This window comes from Streptomyces sp. NPDC051576 (assembly GCF_040681835.1).
Taxonomy (GTDB): Bacteria; Actinomycetota; Actinomycetes; order Streptomycetales; family Streptomycetaceae; genus Streptomyces.
In genome coordinates this window covers 297,539-321,161 of the sequence record NZ_JBFAZO010000004.1, presented here as the reverse complement: position 1 = coordinate 321,161, position 23,623 = coordinate 297,539, and the positions used below count along the sequence as shown (strand labels likewise).

Here is a 23,623-nt window from a genome sequence, read left to right as displayed (position 1 = left end):
GGTCAGGCCGACCTTGTTCGGCCTGTGATCTGTCACGGAAGTTACGTGGCGGAATGTCCCACGGGCGTGGGGCAGTTGTCCCACGCCCGTCCTGTCAGCTGTCCCACCGCCGCTGGCGCACCCAGCCCCAGCCGAGGGCGGCGACGGTCCAGGCCAGCAGCACCGTGGCGCCGAAGGCCGTGTGCGGGGAGCGGACGGTGAGGAGTTCGTTCCCGGCCTGGTCGGGGAAGTACCTGGCCATCTCCTTGGTCGCCCCGATGAGGGACAGGATGTGCGTCCCGGCGAGCACCATCGGCAGCAGAACGGCCAGCGGTACGACGGCGTTGCGGGCGATCGCCGCGATCCCCGCCGCGAACAGGCACATCAGGGTCAGATAGACGACCGCCCCGGCCAGGGCGCGCGGGACACCGTTCGCGCCGAGCGAGGAACCGTGGGACCCGAGAGCCGCCTGCGTGATCAGATAGCCGACGACGGTGACGGGCACCGAGACGGCCACCGCCGCCAGGGCGGTGACGCTCATCTTCGCCGCGTACAGCCGCCCGCGCCGGGGCACGGCGAGCAGCGAGACCCGGATCATGCCGGACGTGTACTCGCTGGTGACGACGAGCACGCCGAACACGATCAGCGCCAACTGGCCGTAGAGGATGCCGTCGAGACCGGCCTGCTCCGGGGTGAAGTCGGAACGCAGACTCGGGTTGTCGGACTCCAGCGCGTTCTTCGCGGACCAGCCGTCGAGGGCGGCGATGAGCACGCTGACCGCCGCGAACAGCAGCAGCGAGATCTGGGTGCCGCGGATGCCGCGCAGCTTGGTGGTCTCGGCGCGGACGGCCGCGAGCGTCTCAGACATGCGTGTTCCTGCCTTCCTGGCCGAGGGCCCCCTGGCCTTCTCCGATGACGTCGAGGAAGGTCTCCTCCAACGACCCGGCGTGGGTGCCGAGTTCGTCGAGCGGGAAGCCGCCCGCCGCGGCGATCCGGCTGATGTCCGCGGCCGCCATGCCCACAACGTCCAGGCCGCGGGCGGGGATTCGGGTCACCGTGGCGCCCGCGGCCTCCAACTCCCGTGCGAGCCGGTCGGGTTCGGGGGTGCGGACGCGGACGTAGGACCGCCCGTGGCGCTCGATGAAGTCCGACATCCCGGTGTCCGCGAGGAGCCTGCCCCGGCTGATGACGATCAGGTGATCGGCGACCAGGGCCATCTCGGACATCAGATGGCTGGAGACGAGGACGGTACGGCCCTCGGCGGCCATCGAGCGCAGCAGCTCGCGCAGTCGCCGGATGCCCTCGGCGTCCAGGCCGTTGACCGGTTCGTCGAGCACCAGCACGGACGGGTCGCCGAGCAGCGCGGCGGCCAGGCCCAGCCGCTGGCCCATGCCGAGGGAGAAGGTGCCGGTCCGCCGCCGGGCCGCGTCCGCGAGCCCGACCTCCTCCAGCACTTCGTCGACCCGGCGGCCGGCGATCCGGTTGCTCTGGGCGAGCCAGCGCAGATGGTCGCGCGCGGTCAGACCGCGGTGCGGGGCCGCCGTCTCCAGCAGGGCGCCGACGTGGCGCAGCGGGTGGGTCAGGTCGCCGTAGGCGTGCCCGTCGATCCGCGCGGTTCCGGCGTCGGGGCGGGTCAGGCCCAGCACCATCCGCAGGGTGGTCGACTTGCCGGCGCCGTTGGGGCCGAGGAAGCCGGTGACGGCTCCGGGCCGCACCGTGAAGGTCAGGCCGTCCACGACGGTGGCCGGCCCGTACCGCTTGGTCAGGTTCTGGACGTCAATCACGCCACGAGTCTGGCCGCGGCCGCCGCCCCGCACATCGGACCGGGGTCGGGACGGCACGGACCCGTTCCCGGGACCGGACCCATACCGCAGTATGAGTTCCTTTCGGCCATATGCGGTGAACGGGACGTACGACGCTTGGAGTGGCTCTAGTACGGCAGTGTCGCGAGGATCCGGAATCCCGCGCCGGGGTGCGGCCCTGCGGTCAGGGTCCCGCCGTGTGCGACGGCCCGTTCCCGCATCCCGACGAGCCCCATGCCGCCGCCGGGCACGGTCGGCCGGTGCCCTGGTCGGGGGCCGTCGTCGGTGACGCCGATCGTCAGCACGCCCTCCCGCGCGGTGACGCTGACCAGACAGCGGGTCGGGGCCGCGTGTTTGACAACGTTGGTCAGCGCCTCCTGCACGATCCGGAACGCGGTCAGCGCGACTCCGTCCGGCGGTTCCTCCGCGCAGTCGGAGCGCAGGTCGACACTGACGCCCGCCGCCTCGGCCGTACGCACCAGGGAGGGCAGGTCCGACAGCCCGCGGACCGGCCGGAGGTCCTGCCGCTGGTCGCCGTCCTCCCCGCGCAGCACCTTGAGGGTGGCCCGCATGTCGCGCAGCGCCCGGCGGCTGACGTCCTCGATGACGGCGAGGGCTTCCCTGGCCTCCTCGGGACGGGTGTCGATGACGTGGTTGGCGACCCCGGCCTTGATCGCGATCAGACCCACGCTGTGCGTGACGACGTCGTGGATGTCCCGCGCGATCCGTATGCGTTCCTCGACCTTGGCCTGCTCGGCCGCCTGCACGATGGTCCGCCGCAGGCCCTCGCGCCGCTCCCGTACGGCCGTCCCCGCGGCCCATGTCGCCCCCGACAGCAGGACGCCGAACAGCAGTTGCACCGCCAGGGTGCCGCCCGTGTAGTGCTGCCCGCCCGTCATCGTCAGCAGGGCCGCGCCCGCCGTGCTCGCCCCGCCGACGATCACCGCCGACCGCCCCGACCGCCGTCGCCGTGTCGTCGCGACCAGGTACAGGGCGTAGGCGGCGGCGAGGAAGACGACCGGGCCGAGACCGGCGGCCAGCGCCGCGCAGGACGCGGTGAGGACGACCGCGAACACCGGCACCGGCCACAACCGCCGTACGGCGAGCGGCAGAGCGGTGGCGAGCGAGAGCAGCGACACGGTGAGAGCGCCGGGCGCGCCGCCGTCGGCGGGCCGTACCAGCGTCAGTTGCGGAAGCAGGGCGAACCCGAGGGCGGCCGCCCCGTCGAGGAGGATCAGGCGTCGGCGCGAGACATCTCCCATGCCCCGAACCTATGTGCCCGGTCAGCCGGACGTCCAACGCGGCCGGAACCGGACCCTGACCGTTCAACTCGATACGGGTCGTCCGTTTCGTCTGCCTAGGGTGGCAGCGTCTTTGCAAGCGGTTTTTGCGATGTAGGAACGCTGACCACGGGGGTGCAAAGCTATGCGGATCAATCTGTTCATTCTCAGTGAGGACCCGGTGTCCCTGGCCGGACTTGAGGCGATCGTCGAACAGGACGAGAGCGTCAACCTGATCGGCACGGCGGTCGACGAGTCCCACGGCCTTCGATGTCTGGAGAACAACCCGCTCCGGCCCGATGTCGTGATCCTCGGTGAACCACCGTCGAAGCGCGCCATCTGCAGGAACATCGCGTGGATCGTCTCCCTGTACCGCCAGGAGAAGTCACGCCCACAGATCGTCATGGTCTCGCAGAACGACTACGACGACGTGATCGTCTCCGCCCTCCGCCTCGGCGTGAACGGCTATCTCGCGCGGATCGCGTCCCCGGAGGAACTGTTCCAGTCCCTGCACATCGTGGCCCGCGGGGGTGCCGCGTTCAGCCCGACGATCGCGGCCCGCTTCAGCAGCTTCTTCGCGACCATACAGAGACTCCCCGAGCCACCCGAGTTCTCCCAACTGACCAGCAGGGAGACGGAGATACTGCAACTGCTCGCGGACGGCCTGAACAACCGCCAGATCGCCCGCCGCCTCTTCCTCGCCGAGAAGACCGTACGCAACTACGTCTCCCGCATCTTCACCAAACTGGAGGTCCACGACCGGGCCGCCGCCGTACTACGCGCCCGCGACGCCGGCTTCGGCGACCAGCCGGACGCGGTACTGCCGCAGCACGTCTGACGGGGGCCCGGAACGCAGGACCACGCCCCGTTGCCCCACCAAAAAGGTAACCGTTTGCTAGCTGCATCCCGGCAAGGGTCTCCGAGCGCCCTCGCGCCCCTCGCGCCTTTTATGCGGGTATAGCCCCACTATCGCCCCGAAAACCGCCACCGAAACATTCGAGACCCGCACACTCCTTGCCTCTCCCAACAACGCGCCCCTACCTTCGCAGAAACCGTTTTCTCAAGCGAGGTGCCTGACTCGATGAAGAGTTGCATACGGCGGAGACCGGCGAGATGGCACGGCGGGCGCGGGGCCGCCCGATGGTGGGGGACGGTGACCGCGCTCTGTGCGCTGCTGGTGGTCATGATCCCGGCGCTGACGGCGGCACCGGCGAGCGCGGCGACCGCCGCCCCGCAGGACGCGTTCCCCACCGTCACCCTGAACCAGGTCACCAGCGCCGCCGGATTCGTCCACCCCGGAATCGCCGTCAGCGCGTCCGACCTGGAGCAGGCCCGCAGCCAGGTGCTGGCCGGCGAAGAACCGTGGGCCTCCTACTACTCGGCGATGCTCGACACCAAGTACGCCTCCGCCACCCTCGCCCCCGTCAACAAGGGCTCACAGGTGGACACTCCGAAGACGGACGCGTTCAACTCCCAAGGCGTGGAGGCCCAGTTCATCGAGGACGCCTTCGGCGCCTACACCCAGGCCATCCGCTACTTCATCACCGGTGACCCCGTCTACCGCGCCAACGGCATGCACATCATCCGCACGTGGTCCCACATGGACCCGGCGAAGGTCGCCAACTACCCCGACGACCACATCCACGCCCCCATCCCGCTGATGCGCATGCTCGCCGCAGCCGAGATCTTCCGCTACTCCAGCGTCAACGCCACGTCCGACGGCTACGACACCACCTGGACCGACGCGGACACCACGAACCTCACCAAGAACCTGGTGACCCCGGTCATCGACACCCTGCTGTACGGCAACACGTTCTTCATGAGCCAGCAGACCTACCCCGTCGTCGGCGAGCTGGCCGGCTACATCTTCACCGACGACCGCACCGGATACGACCGTACGGTCGAGTGGTTCTCGGTCAACTCCGGCAACCCCGACAAGAACACCAACGGCGGGCTCACCTCCCTGATCCGCGAGATCAAGGCGAGCGACCCGCTCAACCCCTACGGCCGCTCCTTCGTGCAGGAGCAGGAGATGGGCCGCGACCAGGCCCACGCCTGGGACGGCATCAACGCCCTGGCCGAGAGCGCCCGCCTGCTCACCGTGCAGGGCACCCTCCTGGACCCGGTCACCGGCAAGGTCTCCACGAAGCGGAACGCGGTGTCCCCGTACCGCTTCGGCAACGACCGCCTGCTCGCCGGACTCGACGCGTACTACGCCCACATGATGGGCCGCACCATCCCCTGGATAGACACCACCGGAGGACCGGGCAAGGTCTCGGAGGCCTACCGGGGACGGCTCTTCGACCCGATCGACGAGCTCTACGACGTCTACCGCTACGACCTCGGTGTGAACGTCGAGAAGCAGGCCCCCAGCGTCGCCCAGGTCCACGCGCAGGCCGACGGACCAAAGCTCTACTGGGGCACGGCCGCCTACAACTTCTGGAACAGCAACCCCGACTACAACCCGGACTACTGGCTCTCGCTGCCCGCACGCATCGCCGGTGAGACCCGCCCCCAACAGACCACCCCTCTCGTCTCGGTGGCGCAGCGCAGCATCGCGCTGGACAGCCGCTCCAAGATCCACGAGGCCGACGACGGGCACGACGTCGTAAGGATGACGGCGTCGAAGAAGGGCACGACCATCGCCGTCCGCACCCTGATGTACGACAACCGCAACGGATCCAGCCCGGTCGGCGTCCTGGTCCGCACGACGGGCCCGGCGACCCTCCAGCTCCGCAAGAGCATGTCGCTGGCGCCGTACCACACGGTCAACCTCCCTGACACACACGGCAGTTGGCGGTACGTCACCTACGACATGGACTACGCCGTCGTACCCGGAAGCACGGGTGGCGAGAACCTCGCCTACTACACGATCACCGGCGCCTCCGGCGTGACGGTCGACGTCGACAGCGTCAACCTCCAGGCCAAGGCGCAACTCGGCACCCCGACCTTCGCCCAGGGCCGGCAGACCACCCTCATCGGCGTGGCCGGCACGGCACTTCAACGTTCGCTGGCCGCGACCCCCGCCGCGGGCGACACCGTCACGTACACCGCGCCGGGCCTGCCGAAGGGCGCGACCGTCGACGGGACGACGGGGCAGTTCGGTTGGACCCCGTCCAAGGCTCAGCAGGGGATCTTCCACACCAGCGTCGTGGCCTCCGGCAGCAAGGTCGACACCGTCCTCGCCGTCACACTGAAGGTCGCCGCCGACCGGCAGGAGGCACTGAAGCTGGCGGAGTCCGGCTTCGACGCGAAAGCCACGTACGTCACCAAGTCCCGCCAGGCCTACGAGACTTCGCTGGCCGCCGCCCAGGCTGCTCTCAGCACGGCTGACGACGCCGGGTTCCTCACCGCGCTGGCCGATCTCCAAAATGCCGTAGCGGGGCTGAAGTTGCTGAACCCGAAGCTGCCCGACGGCACGCTCGACTACACGGGCGCGGTCACTTCATCCCTCCCCGCCACCGCCGTATGGAACATGACCGATGACGACGTCAACACCTACTCCGGCGATCTGACGGCCCCGTCCACCATGGACTTCGGCGCCGGCTACCGCGTGCGGGCCGACTCCTTCGGGCTGCGGGCCCGCTACAACTTCGCCAACCGCTCCCAGGGCGCCAACGTCTACGGCTCGAACGACGGTTACACCTGGACCCTGCTGACCTCGCGGGAGACCACCGACACGACTCCGACGTTCCCGATGGAGACCATCCCGGTCCGGCCCGAGGTCCAGGACGAGTCGTTCCGCTACCTCAAGATCCAGGTCGACGACCCGGGCATCCCGACGGACCCGAACTACCCCGGCCTGTCGTCGTTCAGCGAGTTCCGTATCCACGGCGAACGGGTGGAGACCGCGCAGCCCCTGTCGGCGGTGTCGCTCACCTCGGACGACCCGGACACCGGCAAGGCCGTCAACGGCGACACCGTACGGCTCGACCTGACCGCCACCGAGCAACTGGCCGACGTACAGGCGAAGATCGAGGGAGTCACGGCGAAGCTCACCCACACCGACGCCGAACACTGGCAGGCCACGGCCGTTCTCCCCGACGACGTCGACTTCGGCCGCGCCCTGCGCTTCACGGTCGACTGCACGACGGCGGACGGCCGCACCTGCTCGACGGTCACCACCACGACCGACGGCTCGACCCTGGCCCTCTGGAACACCCACGTCTCGCAGGTGCCCGTCGCCCAGAACTGGGTGGACGCGTCCAGTCCGCAGTTCCCGGGCGTCGGCACGACGGCCGCCAACGGCTGGCGGATGTTCGACGGCGACCTCACCACCGCCACGGACACCACCTCGGGCAACGGCTGGGTGACCGTGAAACCGGCCGACGGCTCCTCCCTCACCCTCGACGCGGTGATGGTCCACCCGAGAGCCACGTTCGTCAGCCGGGGCAACGGCACCCTGATCCAGAGCTCCACCGACGGCGGCCAGACCTGGAAGACCCTCGTCACGGTCAACGGCATGACCAGCGACCAGGACTGGTACACCTTCAAGTTCCCCCAGCGCACGACAACACCACTGCTGCGGATCTACGACGGCCACGGCGGCTTCACCAACCTCGCCGAGGTCCGGCTGCTGCGGCTCGACTCGGCAGCCCAGTAACACCGCACCGGCCGGAGCCGGCCACTGCGTCTCCACGCAGTGGCCGGCTCCGGCGCGTTTCCACGTCCTGAAAGTCCCCCGTACGAGCCTCATTTGACTCTCCTGTAAAGGGAGAGTGGAGAGTCCTGGCATCGGCCGGACGACGACTGGAAGGAGGTCCCTCGATGAGCGCGCTGGAAGAACGGGCTGCTCTGTTGAGCATCGGGGAGTTCTCTCGGCTGACCCATGTCAGCGTCAAGGCGCTGCGCCACTACCACGATCTGGGCCTGCTGAGTCCGGCGCGGATCGACCCGGGCAGCGGATACCGGTTCTACGCCACGGCACAGGCCCCCACGGCCCAGCTCATCCGGCGCTTCCGGGATCTGGACATGCCGCTGGACCGGATCAAGGTCGTGCTGGAGGCGACCGATCCGACGGTACGGGACGAGATCATCGCCGATCATCTGCGCGGTATGGAACGCCAGTTGGAGCAGACCCGATCGGCCGTGGCGTCGCTGCGTCAGCTCCTTGAGGGCGGCGGGTCACACCCGCTGAACGTCGACTTCCGGACACCGGACGCCGGGCCGGCCCTCGTGGCGAGCGCGCGGGTGACCTGGAACGAGGTCTTCGAGTGGCTGCCCGACACGCTCACCGACCTGCGTCGGCGGATCGGCTCGGACGCCGGTCTGCGCGCCGGCCCGGACGGCGCGATCTACAGCGCCGAGATCTTCGAGTCGCACGTCGGCGAGGTCACCGCCTTCATCCCGCTCAGCGCCGCCGCCGGCCAGACCGGGGACCCGCTGCCCGAGGGCCCCATGGCGGTGACGGTGCACAACGGCCCGCTGCGGGAGCTCGACCGGACCTATGCCGCACTGGGCGGCTTCGTCGCCGAGCAGGGCATGGGTTCGCGCACACGCACGGCGATCCGGGAGAACTACCTGGTGAGCCGGTTCGACACGGACAACGAGCACGGTCTGGTCACCGAGGTGTGCTGGCCGGTGCTCTCCAGAAGAGGGGAAAAGGAATCATGACGAACCGACTGTTCGCAGTGACCTTCGACTGCGCGGACGCCGCCGGACTCGGCGAGTTCTGGGCGCGGGCGCTCGGCCAGGAACTGGATCCGGGCGCGGGCATGGCGTTCGCCTCCATCGGTATGGGGGACTCCGGCCGGACCGAGCCGCGCTGGTGCTTCGCCCAGGTCCCCGAAGGCAAGACGGCGAAGAACCGGATGCACCCCGACCTGATCACCGCGGACCTCGAGGCGGAGACCGAGCGGCTGATCGGCCTCGGTGCGAGCCGGAAGGAGGACATCGAGATGGGCAGCATGCGCTGGACCACTCTCCTGGATCCCGAGGGCAACGAATTCGACCTGATCGCAGAGGCGTCGTAACAGCGCCGCAGTCACGAACCCATCGGAAGGAAAGGGGAAAAGCCATGATCACCGCTGTCAGCCTGAGTTTCGCGTCCGTGAACATCGACTCCGCCGATCCCGCCGGCCTGGCGGACTTCTGGGGAAAGGCCCTCGGCCGCCCGGTGACGCCGGGCGCGACCCCCGGGGTCATGACGGTCGACGCCCCCGACTCCGGGAGCGGCCTCCAGATGATCTTCCACCCGGCCACCGAGGCCGCGAAGGGCACGGGCGGCTTCCGTCCGACCCTGCTCACGGACGACCACGACGAGGAGACCGAGCGCTTGACCGGCCTGGGCGCCAAGCTCGTCAACGAGGCCTACCTCCCGCCGATCCGCCTGAGCGTGCTGGCCGACCCGGAGGGCAACCCGTTCAACCTCGCGACCTGGCAGTCCGAATAGCCGCCAGGTACGGATACAGGTACGGGTACTGGGCCTCTGCCCCTGTGGGGGGACTGCCGTCACATTGAATCCGCTCCCAGCCCGACCACATCGAGCACTGCTTGGGTGGCCGGGCTGGGAACGTCTCTTCGGCGATAGCAGCTCGGGTACGTCGACGGCAGCCGTCGTCACGATCACGCCCACCGCGAGCCGGCCGCGTACCACGCCGCTCCCGCGGAGGTCGGTTCGACACGGCGGCCGGACCGTCGTGAGGTGACGGCGCGCCCGTGGAATCAGGCCATGCGTGGCCGGCGCCGGGAGTCACGGCGCCCGACGAGGAACCAGAACAGGCACCCGAGGAACGGGGCCATCAGGGCGAAGATGATCCAGACCAGCTTCATCCCGCCGGTGAGGTCGGACCTGACGATGCTGAGCAGGGTGCCGAAGAACAACGCGAGAAGGCCCACGCCTACGGCAACGATTGCCCAGGCGATCATGAGGTGGCCCGTATCGCCCAGGGCTGTCTGGTGTGTGAACTGCGCCTGCACCGGTTGTCTCCTCTTGCTGGTGGGGGGATGCTCGGAGTTCGCCGGCCGGGGGAACCTCCTCTGACGCCATCCTGCCCGCCCCGGAATCCCGATTGCGTCATCCTCCGCGCCCATCCATGGTCAGCCTGAGGTCTGACTCCCGTCCGAGAACGACCACCCGCGAACCGGGACGGAATCCGGCCTGACCAGGCGATGTGAGCGATCATGGAACGGGCCTCCCGTCCGAAGAGAACGAGAGGCCCGAGACGCCCATGACCTGCTGTGCAAGCTGTGCCCCCGGCAGGATTCGAACCTGCGACACCCGCTTTAGGAGAGCGGTGCTCTATCCCCTGAGCTACGAAGGCGGGACGCTGTGGACAGGGTAGCCGATTCGGGTGGGCCGATGCCGCCCGGTTCGGCGGGGGTGGGGTCAGGACACGGGCACCCGCGTGAACCGTCCCGCCACCCGCAGATCCGCCTCGATACACCCCGCCGTGATCTTCAGCTCGGGCAGGATGTCCCGCACGCACTCCTCGGCCGTCCGGCGGGCCACATGGGTCGCCGTGTTGAGGGCGGCGACGACCCGGCCGGTGTGGTCGCGGACCGGTACGGCGATGGAGCGGAGGCCGACCTCCAACTCCTCCTCGACCAGGGCGTACCCCTGGGAGCGGACCGTTTCCAGGGCCGCTGCCAACGCCGCCGGGTCGGTCAGTGTGTACGGGGTCAGGGCGCGCAGCTCACCCGGGTCCGCCGGCCCTTCCGCCAGCAGTACTCGGCCCAGTGCCGTCGCGTACGCCGGGAGCCGGGTGCCGACCGCGAGGTTCACGCTCATCACCCGGCTCGTGGCGACCCGGGCGGTGTACTGGATGTCCCGGTCCACGAGGATCGCCAGGGACGCCGACTCGTGGATGCGGGTCGTGAGGGCGGTGAGGTGGGGGAGCGCGAGGTCGGGCAGGGTCGTACGGGACAGGGGCGGGAAGCCGAGGGCCAGGACCCGGGGTGTGAGGGCGAAGCGGCGGTCGCCGGACGGGCTCACCAGACCCAGGTGCTCGTAGGTGATCAGGGCCCTGCGCGCGGTGGCCCGTGCCAGCCCCGTGGCCTGGGCGACCTCCGTCAGGGTCAGTTCGGCGCGGCCCGTACCGAAGGCGGTCAGGACCGTCAGCCCGCGGGCCAGGGACTCGACGAACTCCCGCCCCAACTCCTGCTTGGACGCGCCCGTCCAGGTCGCCAGCCCGGAGGGGGCGGCGACGGCATCACCCTCGGGCGCTTCGCGCAGGTCCTCCTCCATCGTCCGCACCGCCGCCCGGAGCCGCGGCAGCAACGAGTCCCGCAGATCCTCCGCCGTGTGCCGACTGGTATGGCTCACGACGCTCGCCACACACGTGATCGCGCCCGTACGGGGATCGCGTACCGGCACTGACAGGGCCACCAACCCCGGTTCGATCAGTTGGTCGTCCAGCGCCCAGTCGTCCTCGCGGGCCTGTACGGCCGACTGCTCGAAGTCGGGTCCCGGCGACGACGACCGCGGGGGTACGGCCGGAAAACCCCGGTCCTCCGGGTCCGCCGCCCGCCGCTCCCGCCAGCGCGCCCAGTCCCGCTCGGTCCACTCCGTCGCGAACAGCGGTCCGGGCGCGGTGCGTTCGGCCGGCAGCAGGTCGCCGATACGGAAGCTCAGGGACATCGCGCGGCGCCGGGTCGCCTGGTGGATGAAACGGATCCCGTCCCGGTCGGCCACCGCCAACGACACCGACTCGTCCAACTCGTCGGCCAGCGCGTCCGCCCGGGCGTCCAGCAGCGCCGGCAGCCGCAGCGCGCCCAGATAGGCGTTGCCCAGCTCCATCACCCGAGGGGTGAGAATCGCGTCCCGGCCATCGAGACGGACGTATCCCATCCGGGCGAGGGTCGCGGTGATCCGGTCAACGGTGGACCGGGCGAGCCCGGTGGCCCGCTCCAGCCCACTGAGGCTCAACGTGCCGCCCACATCGGTCAGTTGCCGCAACACCGCGACCCCCCGGATCAGCGGGGCGACCGCCTCGGCGGGCACGGCATCGGCAAGCGGACGGGCATCGGCGGTATCAGCGGGCATCGATTCTCCGGTACGGCAATCTCGGCAGCCCTACGGTAAGCCCGCGCCCGCCACCCACATCGCCGAAGGTCCTACGGCGGACCCCCTTCCGGCAGACCTGCCGCGCACCACGGAACCCGCGACACCCGCTTTAGGAGAGCGGTGCTCTATCCACAGCACCGCCGATCCGCGCCCCCGCCACTTCCCCCACCCCTACCGCCCCCGACTGACCGTCACCCGATAATTCCCGGCCGCGTCCACCCCCGTCACCGCCACCCGAACCCCCCTCCCCGGATCCCGGAACGTCTCCCCCACCCCGAACGGCGCGTCCGACAACTCGGCGTGGACGTTGGGGCTCCGGGTGCAGCCCCCGCTGTTGCGGTGGGCGTCGTAGACCTTGACCGGGCCCATGCCTGTGTCGACGTCCGCCTCGACCTTGTAGATGAGGACCCCGGGTCGGCAGACCGCCTCGTCGTTGCCCTCGTGGGTCCGTAGTTCCAGGGCGTAGCCCGTCCGGCGGGAGAGGGGGACGAAGATGAGTTTTGAGCCGGTGGCGTCGGGGCGTTCCAGGGGGGTGAGGGTGTACTCCGTGGTGCCGCGCGTCATCGCACAGCCCACCTGGGCCGGGTCGAGCCAGCCCAGCTTCCACTTGTGCCAGCCGAGGAAGTCGTTGTCGGCGCCCCAGTCCTCGCTCATGATGTCCCAGTGGCCGACCGCTCCTCCGCCCTCCTGGGTGTAGAGGTCGGGGAGGCCGAAGACATGGCCGTTCTCGTGGGGGAGGACGCGGTAGCCGGTGCGGGAGTAGGTGCCGGAGCCGTCGTCCTGGCGGGAGTAGACGAAGGAGGCGTTGGCGACCGGGACGCCGTCCGCGACCGGGGCCTCCGTGTTGCCGGCGAATGTCACGGACAGGACGGTGTCCAGGGCGGACGGCCCGGCGTTCGGGGTGACCAGGACGTTCAGGAGGTCGTAGCGGCGGAAGTCCACGCTCGGGTCCGCCGCGGCCACGATGTCCTGGACGAGCTGCCGGTACCCGGGGTCGAAGGGCGCGCCGCGCTCTATGCCGTAGGACTTGAAGGGCTTGGGCATGCGCAGCCAGTGGTCGACCGGGGTCTCGGGGCGGTAGTCGAGGCGGCCGTAGGAGCTGGTGCGGAACCAGTCCTGCGTCTGGGGGAAGAACTCGCGGTAGCGGTCCATGGCGCTGCCCTGGCCGGGGGCGTCGGAGAAGTCGACCATCAGGGTCAGGGCGTGGACCGTGCCGGTGGAGCGGGAGTAGCCGCCGGGGGTGGGGATGCCCTCGGACATCTCCACGTCGACGGGGCCGTTGATCATGCAGGGGCCGAGTGCGGAGGTGCGGGCGAGCGCGACCGGGCCCGCCGCCGTCATGGCGCCCGGGGTGAGGTGTCCGGTACCGGCCGAGGTGCTGACCGCGAGGGTCAGGACGGTCACGGACGCGAGGGCGGCCACGCGGCGCGGGCGTATCCGACGGCTGGGCTGCATGCATGGACCCTTCGCGCCACGGCAGCCGCCGGTCTCGGGCTGCACCCTTTCGATCACCCTGTGTCGTGTGGTGCGAGGGCGCGCGCTGGAGGAGACCGACCGTGTGTTTCTCGCCGCGAGGGGGCTGAATCGGGGGCGAAACAGAATGTGACTCAGGTCACATCGAATGTCCCGCTGAGTGGGAAATAACCGGGGAGCGTTTCCCCGTTTAGCCATGTGTCCGAGCGAAACGGGGACTCCATCCCCGGATCGCCTCCAGCAGTCCAAGATCTTCAGGAGTACGCCGTGACGACCGCGACCCCCGTACAGCGAAAGGTGACCCGGCCGCGCGCCGACGCTTTGCGCAACCGGGAGCGGATCGTCACCGCCGCCCGCGAGATGTTCGTCGAGTTCGGCGCCGATGTGCCGCTCGACGAGGTCGCCCGCCGGGCCGGCGTCGGCAATGCCACGCTCTATCGCAACTTCCCGGACCGCGACGCCCTCGTCCGCGAGGTCGTCTGCTCGGTCATGGACCGACTGTCGGAGGCCGCCGAGCAGGCGCTCGCCGAGACCGGCGACGCCTTCGCCGCTCTGGAGCGCTTCGTGCACGGTGCCGCCGACGAGCGGATCGGCGCGCTGTGCCCGATGGTCGCCAGCACCTTCGACCAGTACCACCCGGACCTGGAAGCCGCCCGCGAGCGCGGGGAGGAACTCATCGGGGAGGTCATGGACCGCGCGACGCGGGCCGGACAGCTCCGCCCCGATGTGGGTGTCGGTGACGTGATGGTCGCCGTGGCCCAGCTCAGCAGGCCCCCGGCCGGTACCGGATGCGTCAGCGCCGACCGCTTCGTACACCGACACCTGCAGTTGTTCCTGGACGGACTGCGGGCCCCGGCCCGCTCGGTCCTGCCCGGCGCGGCCGCGACGATGGAGGATCTCCGGCAGCCCTGACCGATTAGTTCAGCGCGTCTCGCCTGTCTCAACCACAAGCGTCCCCGACCACGTCTTCGACGTCCTTCTTCCGAATTTTTCCGTCACGAAGTCCCGAAGTGGGTACCACCATGTCTGAAACAGCTCGAAGCGGCGCGCCAAGCGCCCTCGACAAGGCGGCCGAGGCCGCCGAGCACGAAGCCCATTCCAACCGCTGGAAGGCGCTCGCGTTCATCGCGCTCGCCCAGCTGATGGTCGTGCTCGACGCGACCATCGTGAACATCGCCCTCCCGTCCGCCCAGACCGACCTGGGCATCTCCGACGGCAACCGGCAGTGGGTCGTCACGGCCTACGCCCTCGCCTTCGGCGGACTCCTCCTCTTCGGCGGCCGCATAGCCGACCTGTGGGGGCGCAAGCGCGCCTTCGTCATCGGCCTGACCGGCTTCGCCGCCGCGTCCGCGCTCGGCGGTCTCGCCACCTCCGGCGCCATGATGTTCGGTGCCCGCGCCCTCCAGGGCGCGTTCGGCGCACTGCTCGCGCCCGCCGCGCTCTCCCTGCTCGCCGTGATGTTCACGGACGCCAAGGAGCGCGCCAAGGCGTTCGGCATCTACGGCGCGATCGCCGGTGGCGGCGGCGCCGTCGGCTTCATCCTCGGCGGTGTGCTGACCGAGTACCTGGACTGGCGCTGGACGTTCTTCGTGAACATCCCGTTCGCCATCGTGGCCGCGCTCGGCGCGTACTTCGTCATCCGTGAGCCGGAGGGCGGCCGCAACCGCAACCCGCTCGACATCCCGGGTGTCCTGCTCTCCACCCTCGGCCTGGTCTCGCTCGTCTACGGCTTCACCCGCGCCGAGTCCGACGGCTGGGGCGACACCACGACCGTCGGCCTGTTCATCGCCTCCGCGGTCCTGCTGATCTCGTTCGTGATCGTGGAGTCGAAGGTCAAGGCCCCGCTGCTGCCGCTGCGCGTCATCACCGACCGCAACCGCGGCGGTATCTACCTCTCGCTCGGCATCGCCATCATCGCGATGTTCGGCACCTTCCTGTTCCTCACCTACTACCTCCAGGTCGTCAAGGGCTTCTCGCCGATCAAGACCGGCTTCGCCTTCATGCCGATGATCGTCGGCATGATGGTCGGCTCGACCCAGATCGGCACCCGCCTGATGACCCGTCTGCCGGCCCGTCTGCTGATGGGTCCCGGCTTCCTGGTCGCCGCGGTCGGCATGCTGCTGATGACCCGGCTGGAGATCGGCTCGTCGTACGCCTCGATCATCCTGCCCGCGATGCTGCTGCTCGGTCTCGGCATGGGTACGGCGTTCATGCCGGCCATGTCCCTGGCCACCCTGGGCGTCGAGCCCCGGGACGCGGGTGTCGCCTCCGCGATGGTCAACACCTCGCAGCAGGTGGGCGGCGCGATCGGTACGGCCCTGCTGAACACGATCGCCGCCTCCGCGACGACCGCGTACATCAAGGACCACATCGCCGGCGCCGGTACCTCCAAGACCCAGCAGCAGCTCGTCCAGTTGCAGGGTCAGGTGCACGGCTACACCAACGCCATCTGGTTCGCCGTGGGCATGCTGGTCGCGGCCGCCGCGATCGTCTCGGTCCTCGTCAACGCGGGCAAGCAGGGTTCCGACCCGGTCGCCTCCGGTGACGGCGTCGAGGACGAGTTCAAGGTGCCGGTGGTCGCGCACTGACGGCGCCCGGCCCGGTCGTACCCCCTTCGCACCATCCGTACGTACGGGGAAGGGGACGCCCCGTACGTACGACTCCCAGGAACTGCCCTGGTCTCCGGCTGAGTTGAGCGGCTCAGCGGAGCCAGGGCAGGTCCGCGCCCGCTTCGTTCGGCTGAAGTCCCTCGGCGACGATCTCCATGATCTCGCCGAGGGACTTCTGCTGTTGTGGGCTCAGCCGCTCGAACAGCGCCTGCCGTACGGCGGCCACATGGCCCGGCGCGGTGCGGCGCAGCACCTCGTACCCCTCGTCGGTCAGCACCGCGAACTGGCCGCGCTTGTCGGAGGGGCAGTCCTCGCGGCGCACCCACCCGTTCTTTTCCAGCCGCGCGATCGCGTGCGAGAGCCGGGAGCGGGTGATCTTCGCGTTCATGGCCAGCTCGGTCATCCGCAGCCGCCGGCCCGGGGTCTCGGCGAGCTTGACGAGGAGGCCGTAGTAGATGTGCGGCATGCCCGCGTCCCGCTGGAGCTGACGGTCCAGATGGTCCTCCAGGAGGGTGCTGGCGTGCATGTAGAAGCGCCAGACGCGCTGCTCCTCGTCGGTCAGCCAAGGGGTTTCAGCGGAGGTGGATGCCGTATTCATGGATCCACTGTACGAGAGCTCTCCTTGAAGGTTAAACAAATCGGGCGTAAGGTCGTACCGGGAAGTTTGAGACTTCAAGCATGGGGAGTGACCGTCATGTCCACCGCCGCACCGGAGCGCATGCCCGCCCTCTATCTGAGCCACGGCGCGCCGCCCCTCGCGGACGACCCGATCTGGCCCGGCGAGCTCGCCGCCTGGTCCGCCGACCTCCCCCGCCCCAAGGCGATCCTCATGGTCTCCGCCCACTGGGAGGAGGCCCCCCTCGCCCTCGGCGCCACCGAACCGGTCCCCCTGGTCTACGACTTCTGGGGCTTCCCAGAGCACTACTACCAGGTCCGCTACGACGCCCCGGGCGCCCCCGAACTCGCCGCGTCCGTGCGGAAGTTGCTGCGCGCCCCGGGCATACCCGTGCAGGACGTGCCGGACCGCGGCCTCGACCACGGGGCGTACGTCCCGCTCGTCGAGATGTTCCCGGCCGCCGACATCCCGGTCCTCCAGGTCTCCATGCCGACCCTCGACCCGGCGAAGCTGATGGACATCGGGCGCAGGCTCGCCCCCCTGCGCGACGAGGGCGTCCTGATCGTCGGCTCCGGCTTCTTCACCCACAACCTGGCCGCCCTGCGCCACACCGGCGGGGGAGTGCCCACCTGGTCCTCCGAGTTCGACGACTGGGGCCGGCGCGCGCTGGAGGCCCGCGACTGGGACGGCCTGCTGGACTTCCTCCACAAGGCACCGGCCGGGCGCTACGCCCACCCGCGCACCGAGCACTTCGCCCCGCTGTTCGTCGCCATGGGCGCGGCGGAGGCGGGCGGCGAGCTGGACGCGCAGCACTCCGTGATCGACGGGTTCTGGATGGGGATGGCGAAGCGGTCGGTGCAGTTCGGCTGACGGCCGCAGGGCCCGCGGGGCCTACAACTCCTTCTCGTACCAGGCGACATCCCAGTAGCGGCCGAACTTGCGGCCCACCTCCCGGTAGGTGCCGACGGGCCGGAAGCCGAAGCGTTCGTGCAGCCGCGTGGACGCTTCGTTGGGCTGTGCGATGCCCGCGTACGCCCGGTGGACGTCCTCGGTCGCCAGATCCGCGAACAAGGCCTTGTAGAGCAGTGTTCCGACGCCCCGGCCGCCCGCGTCCGGGGCGAGGTAGACGGTGACCTCGACCGAGGTCGAGTAGGCGGGCTTGGGCCGGTAAGGGCTGGATGTGGCGTACCCGAGGATTCGCTGCGTGTTTCCTTGGAAGGTCCCGTCGACGGCAACCTTCAGCCGGTATGGGCCGTCTTCAGGGTGGGAGAGCAGCCAAGGGCGGCGCTCCTCCGGTGTGAAGGCGGCGGTGTCGAAGGTGATCGGGGTCTCGCGTACGTAGTGGTTGTAGATGTCGGTGAGGGCATCGAGGTCGCTCTCGACTCCTGGCCTGACCTGCACCTCTGTACGTTCCGACGGCATCATGCCTCCCTTTGTGGCCGGACAGGGTACTGCAAGATCAGAAAAATAGGGGAGCGGGTCGGGAATTCTGTCCGGATTCCAGTCGTTGTTTCCATCAGATGCAGGGCACACGAGAAGAGTGCCGAAGCAAGAGCATCCGACGAACACCTGCTGACCCACCATCGCAAGGGAGCACGCATGGCAACCCGTGCCGTCGCCCGTCGTAAGTCCGCCACCGGCGAGACCTCCGACGGTGCGCGCAGTGTTCGCGCCCATGGCGGCGAGATCGCCGACCGCGACCTGGTCGGCATGTATCTCGACGAAATCGCGCGCACACCGCTGCTCGACGCCGCCAAGGAAGTCGAGCTGTCACAGACCATCGAAGCGGGCGTGTTCGCGCGCCAGGTCCTCGAAGGCGAGGAGGAGTCCCAGGCGGACGCCAGCCGCGCCGAGCTGGAGGCCCTGGTCGCCGAAGGGGAGCGTGCCAAGGACGTCTTCATCCGGTCCAACCTCCGTCTGGTCGTGGCCGTGGCCCGCCGCTACCCCCGTAGCGGCCTGCCCCTGCTCGACCTGATCCAGGAGGGGAACGCGGGCCTGGTCCGCGCGGTGGAGAAGTTCGACTACCGCAAGGGCTTCAAGTTCTCGACGTACGCGACCTGGTGGATCCGCCAGGCCATCACCCGGTCGATCGCCGACCAGTCCCGGACCATCCGGCTCCCCGTCCACCTCGTGGAGGAGCTGGGCCGGATCCGCCGCGTGCAGCGCGAGTTCAACCGGAAGAACGGCCGGGAGCCCGAGCACGCGGAGATCGCCGCCGAGCTGGACTCGACCCCCGAGCGCGTGACGGACGTCCTGGACTGGGCCCGTGACCCGGTCTCGCTGAACATGTCGGTGGACGACGACGGGGACACGCAGTTCGGTGACCTCCTGGAGGACACCTCCGCGGTCTCGCCCGAGCAGTCCGTGATGACGCTGCTGCGCAGCGAGGAGCTGGACGACCTGATCGGCCGCCTCGACCAGCGCACGGCCTCCATCATCAAGATGCGCTACGGCATCGAGGACGGCCGGGAGCGCACGCTGACCGAGGTCGGCAAGGAGCACGGCCTGACCCGCGAGCGCATCCGCCAGATCGAGAAGCACGCACTGCTGGAACTGAAGAAGCTGGCCAGCCAGACCGGCTTCGACGCGGCGGCGTAGCGGCCGTGAGCGCGGCGGGAGGTGTGCCGGGGGCGTGAGCCTCCGGCCTCCCGCCCGGCGTCTGCGGCGGCCCGCTGGGGCGCGTACACATGTGGCGCACGCCGGGCCGCGTACGCCGGGTGGCGGGAGCCCGCGCAAACATGGCCGGGAAAGCCGCTTCAACCTACGGGGCCCTGGGAACAAGACTTCAGGGCCCAGGAGTTCGCGTCCGGGGCCACGCCCCGAGACCCCCTGAGCCAAGTCCCGACGCAACCCCCCCGGCGCCGGGACTCTCCCGAGCCGGGCTCCGGCGCCTGTCCCCCCGGGCGTCGGGGCCCGGCTCTTTTCACGCGCGGGGCGGACGGCGTGCGGGCATGCCAGGACGGCGGGGCACCCCGTACCTGAACCCCGGGGTGGCCCGCCGAATGGCAGATTCTGCCACAGCGGCATAGCCTGCCGGTGTGAGCAGCCCCACCCCAGCACCGGACTCCCCTACCGCCTCCCCCTCCGCACCGCTCTCGCTGACCGAGCGGCGCAAGGCCGAGACCCGGATGGAGATCGCCCGGGCGGCGGCCGGACTCTTCGTGAGACAGGGGCTGCGCGCCACCCGCGCCGAGGACATCGCCCAGACCGCCGGCATCGCCCCCCGCACCTTCTACCGCTACTTCGCCACCAAGGAAGAGGCCGTCGCCCCGCTCTACGCGGCCGGCAACGAGCGCTGGGCGGACGCGGTGCGCACGGCCCCGCCCGCGCTCTCGGTACCGGAGGCGCTGGAACACGGGGCGCTCCACACCCTGACCCCCGGGGTGGGGGTCTCCCACTCCTCCTGGACCTGGGTCCGCCCGCTGATCCGCATGGCGGAGTCCAGCTCCGGCCTGCGCAGGGTGTGGGCGGAGGTCTGCCAGGCGGGAGAGCACACCCTCGCGGAAGTGCTCGCGGAACGGATGGCCCAGGCCGACGACATCGGCACCGCGCGGATCCCGTCCGTGACCTCACCGGAACTGCGCTTCGCCGCCGCCGTCGCAAGTGCCGCCGTCCGCACGGCCGTTGAGGGCTGGGCCTTCGGGGAGGAGCCGACCGGGGCGGCCGCGCAGGCGGGACCCGCGGACCTGGCGCTGCGGAACCTGCGGGTGCTGCGGCACTTTCCGTGGACGGAGATCGGCGGGGCGGCCCGGTAGGCGGTCGGGGTCACGCGCTCCCGGCCCGGCTCAGCCGTTCTCCCAACTCCCGTACGCACCGCACCAGTTCCTCCGGTTCCTGGACCGTGAACTCGCACTCCAGCATGGCCAGCCGTACGGCGAGCCAGGACACCGCGTCGCCGGTCGTGGCGCGCAGCCGGCAGCTCTGCTCGTCGAGCGGCTCGGGGGTGCCGAGCCAGGCGGGGATGCGGGCGGCGATCATCTCGGCGGGGGCGGCGAAGGTCACGGTGTACTCGTACGTCTCCTGCCGCCGGTACATCGACTGCCGCAGGAACTCCGCCGCGTTTCCCGTGGGCAGCTCACGCGGGGTGAACCGCGCCCCCGTCGCCAGCGGCCTGCTCACCCGGTCCACCCGGAAGGTCCGCCAGTCCTCGCGGTCGAGGTCGTAGGCGACGAGATACCAACGCCGTCCGGTCGAGACGAGCCGGTACGGCTCCGTCACGCGGCGCGACTCGGTGCCGTCCTTGGCGCGGTAGGCGAAGCGCAGCCGCTCGTGGCCGGCGACCGTCGAGGCCATCACGGTCAGTGTCTCGGGGGCGATGCTCGCCCCGTCCCCGCTGGTCAGCGGGGTGGTGGCGGCCTGGAGGGTGGCGACCCGGTGCCGCAGCCGCGAGGGCAGTACCTGTTCGAGCTTGGCCAGGGCCCGCACCGACGCCTCGTCCACGCCCTCCACCGCGTGCCCGGCGCCCGCCCGCAGCCCGACCGCGATGGCCACCGCCTCCTCGTCGTCCAGCACCAGGGGCGGCATCGCCTTGCCCGCGACCAGCCGGTAGCCGCCGTCGGCGCCGAGCGTCGCCTGTACCGGGTAACCGAGTTCGCGCAGCCGGTCGATGTCCCGCCGGACCGTGCGCCGGGAGACCCGGAGCCGCTCGGCCAATTCGCCGCCGGGCCACTCGCGGGGCGTCTGGAGGAGGGAGAGGAGTTGGAGCAGCCGTGCCGGGGTGTCCGTCGTCATGGGTTCGAGGATGCCGTAGAACTAGGACACGATCTGACCTAGTGGGGTCGTAGTTTCAGGACATGACCTCCACCGAAACCCTTGTGGAAAGCCCGGCCCCCGTAGTGACGGCGTCCGGGGCGGCCGACCGGCGGCGCTGGTTCGCCCTCGCGATCGTGATGACCGCGGCCTTCATGGACCTCGTCGACGTCACGATCGTCAATGTCGCGATCCCCTCGATCCAGCGGGACGCGGGGGCCTCCTTCAGCCAGATCCAGTGGATAACGGCCGGGTACGCGCTCGCCTTCGCCGCCGGACTCATCACCGGCGGGCGGCTCGGCGACATCTACGGCCGCAAGCGGCTGTTCCTCCTCGGGATCGGCGGCTTCACGCTCGCCTCCGCGCTGTGCGGCTTCGCCGCGAACCCGGAGATGCTGGTCGCCTCGCGCATCCTCCAGGGCGGGATGGCCGCGATGATGGTGCCGCAGGTGCTGTCGATCGTGCACGCCACCTTCCCGGCGCACGAGCGGGGCAAGGTGTTCGGGCTGTTCGGCGCGATCGTCGGCCTGGGCGCGGTCTCCGGGCCGCTGCTCGGCGCCCTGCTGACCGAGTGGAACCTCTTCGGCCTCGAATGGCGCCCGATCTTCCTGATCAACCTGCCCGTCGGCATCGCGGGCCTGCTCCTCGGCAGCCGCTTCATCACCGAGTCCAGGGCCCCGCGCGCCCTCAAGCTCGACCTCGTCGGCGTCGCCCTGGTCACCCTCGGCCTGCTGATGCTGCTCTACCCCCTCACCCGGGGCGACGAACTGGGCTGGCCCGCCTGGGGGTTCGTGTCGATGTCCGGCTCGATCGGCGTCTTCGTCGGCCTGGTGGCGTACGAGAGGCGGAAGGCCGAGCAGGACGGTTCCCCGCTCGTCGAGCTGTCCCTGTTCCGGGTGAAGAGCTTCGCGGCCGGCATCGCCGTGCAGACCGTGTTCGGCGTCGGACTCGGCATCTTCTTCCTCGTCTGGACCCTGTACATGCAGATCGGCCTGGGCTGGAGCCCGCTGCGGGCCGGGCTGACCGGCGTACCGTTCTCGATCGCCTGCTCGGCGGCGGCCGGCATGTCCGTGCAGAAACTGGTGCCGCGCCTGGGTGGACGCAACGTCCTCCAGACGGGCGCGCTGGTGATGGTCGCGGGCGTGCTGCTCTACCTCTGGGAGGCCGACCGGTACCAACTGGCCATCGCCTCCTGGCAGATGGCGCTGCCGCTGGTCGTGATGGGCGTCGGCATGGGCCTGATCTTCGCCCCGCTGACCGACACGATCCTCTCCGAGGTACCGCGTGAGCACGCGGGTTCCGCGTCCGGGCTCATCAACACCGTGCAGCAGATGGGCAACGCGCTCGGGCTCGGGCTGGTGTCCGTCGTCTTCTTCGGTGTGATCGGCGACCGGCTGACTCCCAGCGAGGTGGGCCCGGCCTTCGTGAACGCGTTCCAGCACGCGCTGGGTTGGGTCGCCGCGGTGATGGTCGCGATCTTCCTGCTGATGTTCGCGCTGCCGGGGCGGGGCGCCGGTCAGGCGGTCAAGGGGGCCGAGCCGAGCGGGAGTTGATGCCGCTCGGCACCGCAGGACAGCGCCCCGCCCCGAGGCCGTACCGGGGGCGGGGCGCTCGACGCAGTCGGCCGGACGGTGGCGTACGCCGGTGGCCGGAGCGGGGCGTGCGGCGGGAGGATCCGAGGTCGGCCTCCGGGTCGGACGCACCCCAACCCACCTGCCCTGTAACAAAACTGACTGGACGGAAGTTCACGGTGGGGCACGCGGGACGGCCGGGTTCGACGGGAGTGCCGGCCCTGGACCGGGTGTTGGTTACCTTGTTCCTTAGTCGACAATTTGTGATGTGCGGCGGCGAACTGTGCATTCCCGTACGGGATTCCGCCGCCGCCCGGAACCACCGCATTTCCTGTTGCCTTCGATTGCCTCTCGAAAAGAAATTCCCGAAGCTGTGGCGGCCTAATTCGGCGGACCGGAGCGGCCCCCTCCACCTGTTCCGGCGGGTGGGGTTCCGGTCGACGGTGTCGCCGGTCGGGCTGAGCCGTATTGGCCGGATCTGTTGACTCTTGATCGATGGCCTTCGCTTGATAACGCTGTCAGTGCCCTGTGAGGTCGGGA

General features: G+C 70.0%; 20 protein-coding genes and 1 tRNA gene. 11 read left to right on the top strand and 10 right to left on the bottom strand.

Going from position 1 to position 23,623, the window contains the following annotated elements; genetic code table 11:
* Window positions 1–94: 94 nt before the first annotated feature.
* From AB0M63_RS15095 to AB0M63_RS15085, 3 genes are all read right to left on the bottom strand, one after another.
* Window positions 95–847 carry an ABC transporter permease gene (locus tag AB0M63_RS15095; RefSeq protein ID WP_366019663.1) on the bottom strand — a complete coding sequence of 251 codons (753 nt, stop codon included), beginning with the start codon at window positions 845–847 and terminating at the stop codon, window positions 95–97.
* Window positions 840–1,763 (bottom strand): ATP-binding cassette domain-containing protein, encoded by a 924-nt coding sequence (locus tag AB0M63_RS15090; RefSeq protein WP_366019662.1) that lies wholly within the window; start codon window positions 1,761–1,763, stop codon window positions 840–842. The genes AB0M63_RS15095 and AB0M63_RS15090 overlap by 8 nt, the downstream gene beginning before the upstream one ends.
* A gap of 146 nt (window positions 1,764–1,909) precedes the next feature.
* On the bottom strand, window positions 1,910–3,043 hold the full coding sequence (locus tag AB0M63_RS15085) for a sensor histidine kinase (protein ID WP_366019661.1): 1,134 nt from the start codon (window positions 3,041–3,043) through the stop codon (window positions 1,910–1,912).
* Between the two features lie 163 nt (window positions 3,044–3,206).
* On the opposite strand from AB0M63_RS15085, the gene AB0M63_RS15080 reads away from it, so the two are divergent.
* The 5 genes from AB0M63_RS15080 (at window position 3,207) to AB0M63_RS15060 (ending at window position 9,452) form a co-directional block, all read left to right on the top strand.
* A complete protein-coding gene (locus tag AB0M63_RS15080) occupies window positions 3,207–3,899 on the top strand; it encodes a response regulator transcription factor (protein ID WP_366019659.1) in 693 nt (230 codons plus the stop codon).
* Window positions 3,900–4,214: 315 nt separating this feature from the next.
* Window positions 4,215–7,664 carry a putative Ig domain-containing protein gene (locus AB0M63_RS15075; RefSeq protein WP_366019658.1) on the top strand — a complete coding sequence of 1,150 codons (3,450 nt, stop codon included), beginning with the start codon at window positions 4,215–4,217 and terminating at the stop codon, window positions 7,662–7,664.
* Between the two features lie 164 nt (window positions 7,665–7,828).
* Complete coding sequence (locus AB0M63_RS15070) at window positions 7,829–8,674, top strand: MerR family transcriptional regulator (RefSeq protein ID WP_366019657.1); 846 nt, start codon at window positions 7,829–7,831, stop codon at window positions 8,672–8,674.
* Complete coding sequence (locus AB0M63_RS15065) at window positions 8,671–9,033, top strand: VOC family protein (RefSeq protein WP_366019656.1); 363 nt, start codon at window positions 8,671–8,673, stop codon at window positions 9,031–9,033. Before AB0M63_RS15070 ends, AB0M63_RS15065 begins: the two co-directional genes overlap by 4 nt.
* Before the next feature lie 44 nt (window positions 9,034–9,077).
* The gene (locus AB0M63_RS15060) at window positions 9,078–9,452 is read left to right on the top strand and encodes a VOC family protein (protein ID WP_366019655.1); all 375 of its coding nucleotides are present in this window, start codon (window positions 9,078–9,080) and stop codon (window positions 9,450–9,452) included.
* A gap of 272 nt (window positions 9,453–9,724) precedes the next feature.
* Here the strand turns inward: AB0M63_RS15060 and AB0M63_RS15055 are convergent, their stop codons facing one another.
* The 4 genes from AB0M63_RS15055 to AB0M63_RS15040 all read right to left on the bottom strand — a co-directional run bounded on the left by AB0M63_RS15055 (window position 9,725) and on the right by AB0M63_RS15040 (window position 13,520).
* Window positions 9,725–9,928 carry a PLDc N-terminal domain-containing protein gene (locus tag AB0M63_RS15055; RefSeq protein ID WP_358849597.1) on the bottom strand — a complete coding sequence of 68 codons (204 nt, stop codon included), beginning with the start codon at window positions 9,926–9,928 and terminating at the stop codon, window positions 9,725–9,727.
* Window positions 9,929–10,250: 322 nt separating this feature from the next.
* Window positions 10,251–10,323 (bottom strand) — tRNA-Arg (locus tag AB0M63_RS15050).
* Window positions 10,324–10,388: 65 nt separating this feature from the next.
* Window positions 10,389–12,044: an IclR family transcriptional regulator C-terminal domain-containing protein gene (locus tag AB0M63_RS15045; RefSeq protein ID WP_366019654.1), complete on the bottom strand. Its 1,656-nt coding sequence runs from the start codon at window positions 12,042–12,044 to the stop codon at window positions 10,389–10,391.
* Between the two features lie 192 nt (window positions 12,045–12,236).
* On the bottom strand, window positions 12,237–13,520 hold the full coding sequence (locus AB0M63_RS15040) for a M6 family metalloprotease domain-containing protein (protein ID WP_355905413.1): 1,284 nt from the start codon (window positions 13,518–13,520) through the stop codon (window positions 12,237–12,239).
* A 285-nt stretch (window positions 13,521–13,805) separates the two neighbouring features.
* On the opposite strand from AB0M63_RS15040, the gene AB0M63_RS15035 reads away from it, so the two are divergent.
* Entirely contained in the window at window positions 13,806–14,450 is a 645-nt protein-coding gene (locus AB0M63_RS15035; protein ID WP_355905410.1) for a TetR/AcrR family transcriptional regulator, read from the top strand.
* 110 nt (window positions 14,451–14,560) lie between these two features.
* Entirely contained in the window at window positions 14,561–16,126 is a 1,566-nt protein-coding gene (locus tag AB0M63_RS15030) for an MFS transporter (RefSeq protein WP_355905407.1), read from the top strand.
* A 112-nt stretch (window positions 16,127–16,238) separates the two neighbouring features.
* Here the strand turns inward: AB0M63_RS15030 and AB0M63_RS15025 are convergent, their stop codons facing one another.
* Window positions 16,239–16,745, bottom strand: a complete 507-nt coding sequence (locus tag AB0M63_RS15025; protein WP_355905404.1) for a MarR family transcriptional regulator — start codon at window positions 16,743–16,745, stop codon at window positions 16,239–16,241.
* A 96-nt stretch (window positions 16,746–16,841) separates the two neighbouring features.
* Here AB0M63_RS15025 and AB0M63_RS15020 point away from each other — a divergent pair, with 96 nt between their 5' ends.
* Window positions 16,842–17,633 (top strand): class III extradiol ring-cleavage dioxygenase, encoded by a 792-nt coding sequence (locus tag AB0M63_RS15020; RefSeq protein ID WP_366019653.1) that lies wholly within the window; start codon window positions 16,842–16,844, stop codon window positions 17,631–17,633.
* Window positions 17,634–17,654: 21 nt separating this feature from the next.
* Here AB0M63_RS15020 and AB0M63_RS15015 read toward each other — a convergent pair whose 3' ends face one another.
* Complete coding sequence (locus AB0M63_RS15015; protein ID WP_366019652.1) at window positions 17,655–18,185, bottom strand: N-acetyltransferase family protein; 531 nt, start codon at window positions 18,183–18,185, stop codon at window positions 17,655–17,657.
* 177 nt (window positions 18,186–18,362) lie between these two features.
* On the opposite strand from AB0M63_RS15015, the gene AB0M63_RS15010 reads away from it, so the two are divergent.
* The gene (locus AB0M63_RS15010; RefSeq protein ID WP_355905395.1) at window positions 18,363–19,361 is read left to right on the top strand and encodes a sigma-70 family RNA polymerase sigma factor; all 999 of its coding nucleotides are present in this window, start codon (window positions 18,363–18,365) and stop codon (window positions 19,359–19,361) included.
* Window positions 19,362–19,891: 530 nt separating this feature from the next.
* Entirely contained in the window at window positions 19,892–20,518 is a 627-nt protein-coding gene (locus tag AB0M63_RS15005; RefSeq protein ID WP_366019934.1) for a TetR family transcriptional regulator, read from the top strand.
* Window positions 20,519–20,528: 10 nt separating this feature from the next.
* Here the strand turns inward: AB0M63_RS15005 and AB0M63_RS15000 are convergent, their stop codons facing one another.
* The gene (locus AB0M63_RS15000) at window positions 20,529–21,494 is read right to left on the bottom strand and encodes a YafY family protein (RefSeq protein ID WP_366019651.1); all 966 of its coding nucleotides are present in this window, start codon (window positions 21,492–21,494) and stop codon (window positions 20,529–20,531) included.
* 62 nt (window positions 21,495–21,556) lie between these two features.
* Between AB0M63_RS15000 and AB0M63_RS14995 the strand changes: the two genes are divergently transcribed.
* The gene (locus AB0M63_RS14995) at window positions 21,557–23,065 is read left to right on the top strand and encodes an MFS transporter (protein ID WP_366019649.1); all 1,509 of its coding nucleotides are present in this window, start codon (window positions 21,557–21,559) and stop codon (window positions 23,063–23,065) included.
* Window positions 23,066–23,623 lie beyond the last annotated feature (558 nt).

Excerpts from the sequence above, each read along its gene's own strand:
- AB0M63_RS15095 (WP_366019663.1), bottom strand. The coding sequence starts at position 847 with ATGTCTGAGACGCTCGCGGCCGTCCGCGCCGAGACCACCAAGCTGCGC.
- AB0M63_RS15085 (WP_366019661.1), bottom strand. The coding sequence starts at position 3,043 with ATGGGAGATGTCTCGCGCCGACGCCTGATCCTCCTCGACGGGGCGGCC.
- AB0M63_RS15080 (WP_366019659.1), top strand. The coding sequence starts at position 3,207 with ATGCGGATCAATCTGTTCATTCTCAGTGAGGACCCGGTGTCCCTGGCC.
- AB0M63_RS15070 (WP_366019657.1), top strand. The coding sequence starts at position 7,829 with ATGAGCGCGCTGGAAGAACGGGCTGCTCTGTTGAGCATCGGGGAGTTC.
- AB0M63_RS15065 (WP_366019656.1), top strand. The coding sequence starts at position 8,671 with ATGACGAACCGACTGTTCGCAGTGACCTTCGACTGCGCGGACGCCGCC.
- AB0M63_RS15060 (WP_366019655.1), top strand. The coding sequence starts at position 9,078 with ATGATCACCGCTGTCAGCCTGAGTTTCGCGTCCGTGAACATCGACTCC.
- AB0M63_RS15055 (WP_358849597.1), bottom strand. The coding sequence starts at position 9,928 with ATGATCGCCTGGGCAATCGTTGCCGTAGGCGTGGGCCTTCTCGCGTTG.
- AB0M63_RS15045 (WP_366019654.1), bottom strand. The coding sequence starts at position 12,044 with ATGCCCGCTGATACCGCCGATGCCCGTCCGCTTGCCGATGCCGTGCCC.
- AB0M63_RS15040 (WP_355905413.1), bottom strand. The coding sequence starts at position 13,520 with ATGCAGCCCAGCCGTCGGATACGCCCGCGCCGCGTGGCCGCCCTCGCG.
- AB0M63_RS15030 (WP_355905407.1), top strand. The coding sequence starts at position 14,561 with ATGTCTGAAACAGCTCGAAGCGGCGCGCCAAGCGCCCTCGACAAGGCG.
- AB0M63_RS15025 (WP_355905404.1), bottom strand. The coding sequence starts at position 16,745 with ATGAATACGGCATCCACCTCCGCTGAAACCCCTTGGCTGACCGACGAG.
- AB0M63_RS15020 (WP_366019653.1), top strand. The coding sequence starts at position 16,842 with ATGTCCACCGCCGCACCGGAGCGCATGCCCGCCCTCTATCTGAGCCAC.
- AB0M63_RS15015 (WP_366019652.1), bottom strand. The coding sequence starts at position 18,185 with ATGCCGTCGGAACGTACAGAGGTGCAGGTCAGGCCAGGAGTCGAGAGC.
- AB0M63_RS15010 (WP_355905395.1), top strand. The coding sequence starts at position 18,363 with ATGGCAACCCGTGCCGTCGCCCGTCGTAAGTCCGCCACCGGCGAGACC.
- AB0M63_RS15005 (WP_366019934.1), top strand. The coding sequence starts at position 19,892 with ATGGAGATCGCCCGGGCGGCGGCCGGACTCTTCGTGAGACAGGGGCTG.
- AB0M63_RS15000 (WP_366019651.1), bottom strand. The coding sequence starts at position 21,494 with ATGACGACGGACACCCCGGCACGGCTGCTCCAACTCCTCTCCCTCCTC.
- AB0M63_RS14995 (WP_366019649.1), top strand. The coding sequence starts at position 21,557 with ATGACCTCCACCGAAACCCTTGTGGAAAGCCCGGCCCCCGTAGTGACG.